The organism is Clostridium sp. YIM B02569 (genome assembly GCF_022320765.1).
GTDB lineage: Bacteria > Bacillota > Clostridia > Clostridiales > Clostridiaceae > Clostridium > Clostridium beijerinckii.
On sequence record NZ_JAKJJX010000011.1, the window covers coordinates 88684 to 100888 of the forward strand.

15 protein-coding genes are annotated in these 12205 nt (G+C 31.8%); all 15 read right to left on the reverse strand.

Annotation, left to right across the window (positions count from 1 at the left end; all coding sequences use genetic code 11):
• Positions 1-2 precede the first annotated feature (2 nt).
• The 15 genes from L3B96_RS11685 to L3B96_RS11750 all read right to left on the reverse strand — a co-directional run bounded on the left by L3B96_RS11685 (position 3) and on the right by L3B96_RS11750 (position 12128).
• A complete protein-coding gene (locus L3B96_RS11685) occupies positions 3-833 on the reverse strand; it encodes a hypothetical protein (RefSeq protein WP_238861067.1) in 831 nt (276 codons plus the stop codon).
• Between the two features lie 7 nt (positions 834-840).
• On the reverse strand, positions 841-1029 hold the full coding sequence (locus L3B96_RS27440) for a hypothetical protein (RefSeq protein ID WP_343073091.1): 189 nt from the start codon (positions 1027-1029) through the stop codon (positions 841-843).
• Positions 992-1246 (reverse strand): hypothetical protein, encoded by a 255-nt coding sequence (locus L3B96_RS27445; protein WP_343073092.1) that lies wholly within the window; start codon positions 1244-1246, stop codon positions 992-994. The genes L3B96_RS27440 and L3B96_RS27445 overlap by 38 nt, the downstream gene beginning before the upstream one ends.
• 13 nt (positions 1247-1259) lie before the next feature.
• A complete protein-coding gene (locus tag L3B96_RS11695) occupies positions 1260-1547 on the reverse strand; it encodes a hypothetical protein (RefSeq protein ID WP_238861069.1) in 288 nt (95 codons plus the stop codon).
• An 86-nt stretch (positions 1548-1633) separates the two neighbouring features.
• Positions 1634-1966, reverse strand: coding sequence for a hypothetical protein (locus L3B96_RS11700; RefSeq protein ID WP_077843384.1), 333 nt, complete (start codon positions 1964-1966; stop codon positions 1634-1636).
• Positions 1967-1993: 27 nt separating this feature from the next.
• Entirely contained in the window at positions 1994-3031 is a 1038-nt protein-coding gene (locus L3B96_RS11705; protein WP_238861071.1) for a hypothetical protein, read from the reverse strand.
• A gap of 24 nt (positions 3032-3055) precedes the next feature.
• Positions 3056-3334: a DUF2190 family protein gene (locus tag L3B96_RS11710; RefSeq protein WP_238861073.1), complete on the reverse strand. Its 279-nt coding sequence runs from the start codon at positions 3332-3334 to the stop codon at positions 3056-3058.
• Positions 3335-3451: 117 nt separating this feature from the next.
• Positions 3452-4846, reverse strand: a complete 1395-nt coding sequence (locus L3B96_RS11715; protein ID WP_238861075.1) for a hypothetical protein — start codon at positions 4844-4846, stop codon at positions 3452-3454.
• Between the two features lie 123 nt (positions 4847-4969).
• Entirely contained in the window at positions 4970-5980 is a 1011-nt protein-coding gene (locus L3B96_RS11720; RefSeq protein ID WP_238861077.1) for a hypothetical protein, read from the reverse strand.
• Positions 5973-7472, reverse strand: a complete 1500-nt coding sequence (locus tag L3B96_RS11725) for a phage portal protein (RefSeq protein ID WP_238861079.1) — start codon at positions 7470-7472, stop codon at positions 5973-5975. Before L3B96_RS11725 ends, L3B96_RS11720 begins: the two co-directional genes overlap by 8 nt.
• Positions 7463-8875, reverse strand: coding sequence for a terminase B (locus L3B96_RS11730; protein ID WP_238861081.1), 1413 nt, complete (start codon positions 8873-8875; stop codon positions 7463-7465). The genes L3B96_RS11725 and L3B96_RS11730 overlap by 10 nt, the downstream gene beginning before the upstream one ends.
• On the reverse strand, positions 8868-9782 hold the full coding sequence (locus L3B96_RS11735) for a terminase small subunit (protein ID WP_238861082.1): 915 nt from the start codon (positions 9780-9782) through the stop codon (positions 8868-8870). Before L3B96_RS11735 ends, L3B96_RS11730 begins: the two co-directional genes overlap by 8 nt.
• 137 nt (positions 9783-9919) lie before the next feature.
• Positions 9920-10609, reverse strand: a complete 690-nt coding sequence (locus tag L3B96_RS11740; RefSeq protein WP_238861084.1) for a cell wall-binding protein — start codon at positions 10607-10609, stop codon at positions 9920-9922.
• A gap of 203 nt (positions 10610-10812) precedes the next feature.
• Complete coding sequence (locus tag L3B96_RS11745) at positions 10813-11835, reverse strand: DNA cytosine methyltransferase (protein ID WP_238861086.1); 1023 nt, start codon at positions 11833-11835, stop codon at positions 10813-10815.
• Between the two features lie 104 nt (positions 11836-11939).
• Positions 11940-12128 (reverse strand): hypothetical protein, encoded by a 189-nt coding sequence (locus L3B96_RS11750; RefSeq protein ID WP_238861087.1) that lies wholly within the window; start codon positions 12126-12128, stop codon positions 11940-11942.
• Between the last annotated feature and the right edge of the window lie 77 nt (positions 12129-12205).

Genomic DNA, 12205 nt, shown 5'->3' on the forward strand with positions numbered 1-12205 from the left:
TATCACTCCTTCTTTAAGTTTCCTCTACTATGAATCTTATCGATAGTAGGCTTTTCGTTAATTTGTATCATCTTTCTTCTAAAAAACTTAACTGTTAATTGACCTTTAGATAACATATCAGCTTCTCTATCCTCATTGATGCTTTCTATAGTCAAATAGCGCCTATCTTCCAGATCTAAAGGTATTTTCAAATCAGAAATAAGTTTATTCTCTATGTCTTCCAGCAATTTATTAATTTCATTTTTATTATTACTAGCAACATGACATATAAGAGTTTTATTCTCTTTAATAACAGCATTAGTTTCTCTTTCCTTACTTGAATCTTTTACTCTCCATAGAATACTTGGAACTTCAAAATCCTTTTTCCATGTGTTTAAATACACTTTATAATCTATGATTTTCTTAGTGTACTCACTTAAAGCATCAAGCCATGGATCCGCATTAACTTGATCCTCTTCATGTAATGCTATTACAGTAAATTTTAATCCTCTAGCTATAGCGTTCCATTCTTCATCTATAACATCTTGTCCTATTGCTTCTTCAAACTTGCATGTGAAAGTTTCATTTGCTTCTACATCAGATATCACTTGCATATGCAATGCTTTAATAACTTTTTCAGACAATACATCTAGATTCTTAAAAGTTGTTTTCTTTTCATATAGCCATATTTCTATAGTTCTTTTAAACCCAATAACTTCTCCATTGTCATTATCTGAACCCTGAAGTACTACTGCATAAGGTTTTAATGTGTCCATAGTTGGTACTGTAGGTTCATAACAATCTTTAAGATCTGCAACTGAATCTATTAAATGCTGTCTAATTCCTGCTCTCATTTAATACTTAATCACTCCAATAATCTATAATAGTATTTTTTATTCTTTCTTTATTAGCTAGCATTGTATTTTCTATAGTTTTGAACCCTTTGGTTCCCGGATGATTAACCTGCTTTACTGGATGTGCTGCACCTTTCCAATATAGAGCTTTTTTATTTTTAGGTCTTATGGATATGTGGTGGTGTTCCTTCTTCAAGATATCCTCCATATTGAACTCCATGAGAAATATATATCGTATACTCATTATTACCTGGTTCTACATCGCTATGAATAGCTTGCCTTGCATGAGATGTCCTATCTTTCCATTTTGCATTTATTTTTACTTCATCTCTTAAAATATTAGCCCAGTTATCACAAAGAGCATACATTCCAGCTGCTTTCCTTTGAATATAATCTATAGCTCTAAAGCCCATATAAAAAACCTCCTTACCTTATTCTTTCGAGGTCTACTTGATAACCACATAATTCATCTTTAATTATCTGTGGATATACTGCTATCATTTTCATATGACCATATATACTATCGAATTCAATAGCATTTTGTGGATCAACTTCTAAATTGACTTCATAATCTGCCAACATACCATAACTTTTAGATTTATAAGCTGTTCCTATAGTACCTGAAGATATCTCTATATTACTTTTTCGTTGTTGATATATTCTAACTGTAAGATTATATTCTTTTTCCTCTTCATCGAAATACCCATCCTTCAAAACTTTAACTACCTGCTTAATTTTAATTTCAGTAGGATTAAGACTAATACTTTTTAAAATATCAGCCTTTCTTCTTTCAGGTGTAATTATATATTTACCTCAGTATCAAGCCCTAATATAATACTTCCACATTGATTTACGCACATAGATTTATATCTATCTGCATTTTTATATGCAACTGTTACTAAGTCTTTTATATTAGCACTTGTATAGCTTTCTTCACCTGTTTTATACTCTGTTATCTCTCCTACTGAATTTTCATACATAGTAGCTTTTAATATCCATCCTTGGCTTGCAGCACAATAAACACAATCCTCTTCATTCAATAGCATGTCTATTTCATCATCTGTAAATGACTTTTTATCTTTATCATTTAATAACAATCTTAATTTAATTCTCGTAGTTTCTGTAGGTGTCATATTCCCACCACCTTATATAAATAATTATTATTTTAAAGTTATTTCTTGAACATTTTCATCTATTGCTGCGTAAAGTCCTCTATATGCATATCCAACTATTTGCTCTTCTACTAATCTAGAAAGATCGCCAGACGCAGCTTCAATTTCAAGATCTTTCTTCAATAATTCTTTAAATCCTCTTCTTGGTCTTATTAAATAAGCTTTTCCTTGTTCTACTCCTGGATATGAATAATCTTTCTTTCCAACTGTTATTTCCCAACCGTCATAATAAATTATTGAATCAATACCACTAACTGCTGGATAAGTGGTCCCATTAATTTGATATCCACCTTTAAGAGCCATCTCTATGTTGTCTTTATCCATACTTGAGGCTAATAATATTGTTCCTGGTCTCTTCTTGGTTCTACTATCACTCAATGCTTTGTTAAAAGTGTTATAGTATCTTACCCAAACATCATCTTCTGCTGTTCCCTGATAAGATGTTTTATTATCAGCTTTATAATTAGCCTTTATAATTGGAGACAAATACATATGATTAAGTAATGCATTGTATGCTTCTCCCATAGCCTTATTTAAAAGTTCAACTGAAAAACTATCATTAAAATCCTTCATCTCTTTTGTATATTCAAATCCTGCTGTATAAGTCATAATTCTAGCAACAGGTCCATGTTCTGCTTGAAGGGAACCGAATTTAATTTCTTGACCTTCCATATGCTCAGAAAATATAACTGTTCCATATAATGCCCATTTAGCATCAATAACCTTAGGCATGTTAGGATCAGATAGTAATTCATATATAGGTTTGTAAAGTAAAGGTACCTGTTCTCTTCCAAGTTCAACATCAAGAACAACCTTTCTTACTAAATCTTTATATTGAGCTAAACTTCCACTTCTAAGCATTTCTCCTATAGGCCTAGTAAGTTCAAAAGTTTCCATCTCTCCATTAACTATTTTCTTATCTACTTCAATTTCTTGTCCATTTAATATAAATGGAACCTTAGTTTCGATGCTTTGATTACGTCTTGCACTTTTTAACGTTTCTACACTATAAATTTTTACTGACATACTTTAATCACTCCTTTAGATTTTCTATACTTGTGGCCCCAATATGAACCAAATTACATTATTGGTATCTTTAGCTGCAGTAACTCTTCCTACCTTTCTGTTTGTCCCCTCTGTTTCAGTTAATCTTTTGTGTTCATCATCATAATAAATGGTTGCACCTACTGCAAAAGCTTCTTCAGTATTTATTTGTTCAGTTTCATATTCAGCCTGCTCAATGCTTAAAATCACCTCTTCGCTAACTCCTGCAGATTGAACTGCCATTCCAAAAAAGTTATTTATTAAATAAAAATGACCGTCTTCCACTGCTTAACTTGATACAACTCTTACTGATTTACCATCACTTATTTTGCAACCTGCAATAGTTTCTAATGTTGTTGGTACTGGTTGACCTTTAAATGCCATTATCCATTCCTCCTCTTATTAAATACTTGCTCTTTTTACTTTTAATGTTGATGTTGTTTTATCTCCATTACTTGGAGTCGCAGTTCCAGCTGGCATATCTACATGATTACTAGAAATTAGATTCTTTATAAAATCATCTGCTAATATAGAATCAATTTCTCCAGCTATGATTTCTTTAGTTGCTCCTTCTCCTACTTTTAGCATTTTCTTAACTAAGCCTTGAGCCATTTCTCCAACTACTTTTTCATTAATAACCTCATCAATTGTTTTAGCAAGATTGTCTTTCTTACTATGCTCTATAGCTTCGCCTGCCTTTTTAGCAACTTCTACTACATCCATTTCACCACTTACATTTAAAGCTTCTTTTACCTTGTTTAAAGTGTCTTGCGCTTCTACCGCTACTTTAATATCCTCCATTTCTCCTGCAATTTTATCTGTTGTAAGGCTCATTTCTCCTAATACTTGTGAATATGTTACTTCTCCAGTTTGTAGTAACCCTTTAAGATTCTTCATTATCTCTGCAAAATTCATACTTTCACTTCCTCCTTGACTCATTTCCCCTGTAGTTACAGGTTCATATATTCTTTTCTCTGAAACTTCTATCTTATCTCCTAGAACAACTTGATCATTGTTTATAGTAAATGGAATACTATATAGCTTAGTAGGCAAGTTTTGCTGCTCATACTCAACTATAACTGTGCTGTCATCGTATCTAATACTTCTTACCCAAACATAACTTCCATTATTGTTAGCATTAAAGTAAACTTTAGCAGCATCCATTAAATCTTCTCTAAGCTTTTCAAATGTACCATCTAGTTGCTCTCCACCTATCTGGTCTTCCACATCAGCCATTTCCATACTTACTATTTTTGTAGGCATACCTGGTCTATGCAAAGGCGTCCAGTCTATAGATAATGGATTATATCCTACTACATCCATCTCTCCTTTAGCTCCCTTTTTTAGTTTAGGATAGCCAAATATGCTTACTTCCTTTATCCTACCTGTTCTTATCCACCTTTTTAAGTTTGTAGCATCTGCATCAACTAGGCCTCTAAAATAAGCCTTATTATCTTTCATTTCAGCGCCTATCCAATGTGTAGCCGGAGGAACAAACTCTGTACTTATATTCTCTGCTTTTTGATGCCCTAAAAAGCCATTAAGAGTATTTTCATTGGTGTAATCTACAATATCTTTTAAACTTTTAGGAGTATAATTCCAACCGCGTTTACTTTTAGTTGCTGGTATTTCTACAACTATCTCCAAAGGATCACTATCCATTGATTTCATAGAGTCTAAATCTACTCCTTGTGCCAATGGAATATCACCTGGTTTTATTTGAGATATAACAGCACTTACAGAGTCCATTTCTCCATAAGTTTCAGACATTTCACCCACTGCTTTATTAATATACATTTTTACTTCACCACCTTTCATATAATTAAATCTGAAAGCATAATTAAGAGTATTTCACTTACTTTCAGAAAATAAAAAAGCCTTAATTCATTTATAAGACTTTATACTAAGCAACCTAACTTATTAGATATTATTCATTTTTTTATAAACATCTTGATACCAGCTTTCAATACTTGGCTCACTCGTTGGATCCTTATCCCATCTCTTTAACCTTTGAACAAAATCTTCTGGTCTTTCATTTACTGTAGTTGTTATACATAGGCAATTAGGATGAAATGGATACATTGGTGCGTCGTCCATAGGATAAACACCTATACCTAATCCATGTTTGTCCGTGCCGGTAATATCATCACATACATCCGGTTTTGGATGTGAGGCTGAAAGTATATACTTAACTCCTCTACAACTTGGACTAACTTTAGCTGCTGATAAAGTAGCTTCACCGAAAGCTGATGTCATTTCAGTTCTCACAAGCCTTAAAGCTTCATAACTCACATCACTCGGTACTCTATTTCCTATTCTAGCCATCATATTTGGATATTCTGATGCTAGTGTTTTCTTTCCTTTTAGCACATACTGTTCTAATGCTCTTGCAGTTTTAGTACAATCTTGTCCTTCCGCTACTGCTGCTTGAATTATATCAGCCATATTCTTTCTATACTTTTGAGCTTTAGACCATATTCTATCTGAAAGATATAGACCATTTTGTGTTCTGCTCCATATCGCTTCTACTGCTCTTTCATTTACTTTGAAATATACTTTATTTATATTAGATGCAGTTATTTTATTTATGCCAGACTTTCCTATAACATCTATTGTAATTGCTTTTGAGTATCCTGTAGCAGCTTCTATGTTTTCTCTAGTGTACTTTTCAAAATTAATGGTGAGTTGACCATTTAAATTATCTTCAGCTTTTTTTAAAGCACTATATATCTGCTGTAGCTTTTTCTTATTTATAGAAGAAAGTCCTCCCTTTTTTAATTCTTTAGATATATTTCGAGTAAGCTTTATATATAGATTTCTAATTTCTACATCTTGCCTTAGTCTTAAATCTATAAACTTTTTTCTAGCTTGTAATGCCCATGTTTTATATTCTCCAGCTATTGATTTTAATTCATCAATTTCCTTACTCATCTTTATCAACCTTGCCTATTTCATCTTCTATGTCATCCTTCTCATCCTCCAATCCTCCAGCATCATCAAGCCTATATCTAAGCATCTTAGTCTTTATTATCTTTTCTCTTTCTCCTACTACCTCTGGATCATCGCTTATGTAGTCACTCATTGTATCAATATATTTAGATAAAAAGTTCACAGCTGCTTCTTCACTAATAAAGTTACCTGTTAAAGCTTTATCTAAGGCATTACATACTTTTTCAAGAGTCTCAGCAAGTTCTTTATCATCTTTAGAATTAACTTCATCCCAACCTAAAGTAACGCTATAAGAAGTAAAATTAGCTCCTACAGATTTAGCTGACATAATTAAAATCATTCTGGCTAGTGTTTGCCACTGTTCTGTAAACTGCTCTCTCTTACGCCTTATTTTATTAACCATTATTGGCATTTGTTCTTTTACACTAGCTAATGCACTTGGAGTATGAACTCCAAATATAAATTCTGGTGTTTCTGATACATCTACTATGCAGTAGAATAAAAGTTTTAATAATATCTGTGCATCTCCTGTAGCGCTATTAACCTCTACAAATGAAGCATCCTCTCCTTCGGTTAAAAATAATATTTCATGGCCATCAAGATTTACTTTACCTCCATCTTTTGCAAATTTTACTGGATCCTCTACACCAAAGTTATTTCTTAAAAATCCTGCTACATCTTTAAGCTTTATCTTAAGCTTGGGTGTGCTATGCATTTTACTTCCTTTAAGAGCATGCATCATAACATCATGGTAGGCTTTTAAAAGTGGTTCTATAGGTTCAATATCTGACTGTCCAAACTTCATCGTTTCATCTGGTTCATTCTTAAAATGTACTATGGGAACAAATCCCCATGGATTTTGTGTTTCACCTGATTCCATTCCTTCTGGAATATCCCCATCAACCTCAATGATCCTCTTTTCCGCCGTTATAACTTGTCTGATCTTAGCTTTCTTTTTATTGCCTTCTAAATCTGTCCATTCTTGTTCACTTTTTAAGATATATGCTATAGGTTCTTTGGTTGTTGAATCTAAAATTATATCCTCTACTTCTTCAGGAGGAATTATATTGTACATTAGCATTACTGGTTTATCTGGATACAAAGGATTTTCTTTTTCTTCTCTAGTAATCCATATATAGCAATCTCCTAGTTTTAATGCATTACTATGGGTCCTTAGCATTTTTGAAGTATTATCTAGTATAAAATCATCTAATATTGGCTGTGCATTTTCATCTTCTGTAATAAAATGTGGTACTCCCATAAAGCCTACTGTACTATTTATAATAGGTTTTACAAATGAGCTTCCCAATTTATAATCATCTTTTGTGTTATTGTAGAGTTGTCTGGCCACTTCATAGTTAACTTTGCTTGAATTTAAAGAGTAAACTCCACCATAAGAACCACCTTCTGATCTCATCATTTCTCCACTAGGTTTCTTCTTAAAGAAACTACTAATAAATGATTTTAACCCCATATTCGTCCTCCTTTCAGTAAAGATAAATCACTAATTCCATTCTCAGCAAACGAATATATAACAGCATCTGCTAAGTCTGGTGATTCTCCTATTCTCTTTTTCATTTCCTCTTTCTTCTCAAGATCTATCCTTCCCTTAGAATCTATTCTGAACTTTCTATTAGATAGCTGTTTAATAAGCTTATCATTATTCGGTAATTCTATTGTAGGTTCTTTACCTTGCACAAAATCAGTAAAATTCTCTTCAAGGATATCTCTCATATTCCCCCACATCTCGGCTGACTTATCAGAATAGTGTTCTTCATCATTAGCTTTAGATCCATTCTTAATTGGCATTACTTCATATCCTAATCCTTCTTGCCTTATAACTTCCCTTAACCTATCAGTTACGCCTCCACCAAGCCCATCATCATCAACTCTTATTTTTACTTTGTTAATATGCTTATACTCACTCTTGAATCTATCTGTTGCTCTTAATATATTGCCTGTAGTCTCCATAGTATCTTTTTTAGTGTATGTCAATAAATCAAATACCTTATTGCCTATTCTAGGAGCTATAACTGATTCATCATTACCGAATCTAGCTATATCGGCACCTATATGTAGAGTAAAGTTATTATGGATATTATTAATCCTTGTCATTGTAGCTGTTTCTGCATACTCAAGACTAATAAGAGAATCACTTTCCCCTTTAGGAAACTCTCCTTCAACTCTGACTCTCCATACATCAGAACCCTCATGATATTTTCTTTTTAACATTTCTATATTATCTTTACTAGTTCTTGGACTCTCCAATGATGATACTTTAAATGTTTTATATAAATCTCTATCTCTATTATGGCTATCGTAAAAGGTTCCAGATGTTCTTGTTGGGTTACCACACATAAGCAGCTTATTTTCATATCCAGTTAATGTTCCCAATATAGCTTCCATAATAGGATCAGCTACACCAGATGCTTCATCAACTACAAACAACATATAATCTTCATGGAAACCTTGCATATTTTCAGGTCTAGTAGCAGTCTTAGCAGTTGCCCACCAACGTTCGCTATAGCCTTTCATATAAATTTTAGTTTTAGTCCATTCTAATAGATTCTCTATTTTGCTACTGGCTAACCACTTAGATATTTCAGCCCATAGTACATCATAAAGCTGCTGTCTAGTTGGAGCTGTTGCAATAACTTTAGGAAATGGTCTAGTACATAAATACCAGGTAACAACTATACTCTCTAATCCAGTTTTTCCTACACCTTGGCCAGAACGCACACTAACTTTAGGACTCTGAGCCAAAGCCATTAGGACATCACTTTGCCATTTGTCAGCATGAAAATTCATCATATCCTCTGCGAACCACACCGGATTATCCCAATATGTATCTAGTAAAGTTATTAATGATTTATCCATTATTATCACGTCTCTTTGCTGCTATTTCTTGTATTACTTCAGCCCATGACTTAGCTTTATCATCTTTACTATTACCTTTAGCCTTATTAATTTCAACTTCAAGCTTTGTATTTTGAAGTCTTTTATTTTCAATATCAAGCTTAATCTTTTCTTCATCAGATAATAGATTACAATGTTTAGTAAGAAAATCTAATGCTTTCATCTTATCAGCAAGTTTAATCTTAACTCCATCTTTTCCTTCGCTTATTTCTGATATTAAAGTTCCATCAACCTGATTACTTTCACCAAGTCTAACATAGTTATATGGTTTAGTAACAACATTTCCTTCATCATCTAGCATAGGATTACCATCTTTATCTTTAACTACATAATAATCTTGTCCAAACTGCACATAATCAGTAATATCAGCAAATGCAATATCAATATACTTTTGAATAACTCCTCTGCTTAAAAACTCTTTATTCAATTGCAATGCGGTTAATATATCTACTTGCTCTTTTATCTTAGTATTTCTTAGTAACATTGAACCATTTACCATAGCAGTCTCATAACTACAGCGATAAGCCTGTTGATATGCTTTTGTTGCATTCATTCTTTTAGCATATATAACACAAAAAAGTCTTTGCTTATCAGTTAATTCATCATTCTCCATAACTTCCTTAACTTCATCAGCAATGACTTCCTTTTTCAATTTCTTTTTAACTGTATTTTTATTTGCAACGTTGCGTTTCTTCTTTTCTTCTTTTTGCAACGTTGCATTATTTTCATTATCCCAATTATATCTATTTTTCCAGCTCCTAATAGTTCCCTCTGGAATATCTAACTTTTTCGATATCTCTATTAGCTTACAACCTTTGTAGTATAATTTCTTAGCTTCTATTTGTTTCTCGTTTGGTGCCCTAGACATTCCTCACGTTCACCACCTCGCTTCACTTTATCTTCTTATTTTAATTATCTGAAAATAAAAAAGAGCACCATATTCTGATACCCTTGTTTATAGTATTTACTCTAAGTAGTTAAAATTCAATTATAAAAATAAGAACTTTATTCGAATGTAACAGTTTTTAACATCTCATTAAAAGAATCCATAATATCTGTACTTGAAGTATCATTCGCTCTAGTAAGAGAGAATATATATACTTTATCATTATTGTAAAAAATCACTTGATGCAAATTTACTAGAAGATTCGATTTACTTTTATATTCATAATCTAATATATCTACTGTTTTACCATTAATTATTTGTGTTGAAGTATTAACTTGGTTAGTACCTAAAATTTTCTTTATACTTTCAATATTTGCATCTAAATAATCTTTACGCGTAAGACCTTGCATACTTGATGTTGCTGCAATTACATTTGTCCCTTTATTATCCAAACCATAAGCAGTAACACCATTCACATTTACTTTTTTCCAAGTTGAAGGATATTTTACTGAGACTCCTTGCAATGTTGTACTTACTGTAGACGGAAGTGAATATATATCCCAATATCCTTCACTATTCAAATAATAGCCATCAACATAACGATCATGAGCCATGTATCCATTATTCTGAAAGTAATACCACTTTGCATCTATTTTCTTCCATCCTGTATACCACGAGTTACCATCAGCATACCACCAGCCCACATTATCATGTTTCCACTCTGCACTAGCAGCTACTGGACTTATCGCCAATGCTGAAGCTGTTATTAATAAGCTGACCACTAATTTTCTTAATTTAAAATTTTTCATTATTATCCCCCCCTAAACATATATAATTTAATTGTACACTTTACATAATTTTTGTCAATTTTAATTAATATATGTAAAACAGGTAATAATTTAATTATCAGATTTAACCTCACTTTTTTCATTTGGTGTTCTAGTCATTTCTCATCGTCACCATCTCACTTTACCTTATTATCTTTTTGGGAAACAAAAAAATGAGCCTTAATTTATAGCTCATTACTAAATAATACTTTAAATATACTCTCAACAACATTTACTACAATACTATTGCCAGCCATCTTATACATTTGAGTATCTGTTTTATCCTTGTTCCCATAAAACCTTTTTTCTAAAGCTCTTCTTACATTCCAATAATCTTTATATGTAAATCCAGTAAGTTTCCAACATTCCAATGGCGTTAATCTTCTGATCCTGCATTGAATTATTTTAGGAATGCTATCAGAACCAGTTGTAATTGTCGGACTAACTCCCAAATCAGAAAATACTCTTTTATTCATATTTAGCATATTAGGATTATCAATTTCTCCAACTCTTAGAAGTCCAAATTTACTTGGATTTTTAAAATCTACAATCTTTCTATTTACATGATTTAAGAATTTTTTTATATGAATATTTTCTTTACAATAATACTTTTCGTCTATATTCTTTTCTGTAATTTCACTAAGTGGAATATGGCTATTCATTGACTCAGGAAATTTAAAGTCACCATTATCTATATCTTTTCTGATAATAACAATAAATACTCTTTCTCTTGATTGAGTCCCACCGTAGTCTTTGCTATTTAATATTTTCCAATAAGAGTTATAACCAATTTCATTTAATTCTTCTATCATATTATTGAAATCATCAATAAACATTTTACTTGTAAGATTCTTAACATTCTCAGCTATAGCATACTTAGGCTTTTTATCTTCAATAATTTTTAGTGCCTCAAATAGCAATCCACTTCTAGTTTCTCCCTTTATAATGCCTCGCTTCTTGCCAGCTAAACTAATGTCCTGGCATGGAAATCCATATGTAAGCAAATCAAAATCATTTAGATTTTCTACATCTATCTTTGATATGTCACCTAGATTTAAACTCTCATCTACTTTATGCAAAATACTATATGCATAACTTGCAAATTTATCAATCTCACAATAGTTTATTAATTCATAATCAACATTTAAATTTTCTAATGCTTTTTCAAAAGCTCCAATTCCACTAAACAAACTTAATAATTTTATCATATTACACATCCTTAAATTCAATATTAAAATTTAAGGTTTTCTTAGAAATACTTTTTACGAATACTTTTATAATAAAATTGCATTATTTAATCCTACTCTACATGTTATCTCCTCCTTTCATCGTTTTTAAAGCATTCCTTTATATCTCCTCCATTAAATGAATAATAGTGTAATTCCATTAGTTCGCAGCACTCTTTGCATCCACTACATTCTGACGGAGATTTAGCACATACAACTATTTCTTGATTGAATTTTATATTTAGCTTTAATTTCTTTCTTTTAGGCCTTTCCATGATAAATCTCCTTTCTTTAATTTAACTCTATTATTTTGGTGCTATTATATTACATAAAAAAAGAACCCTATTTTTAG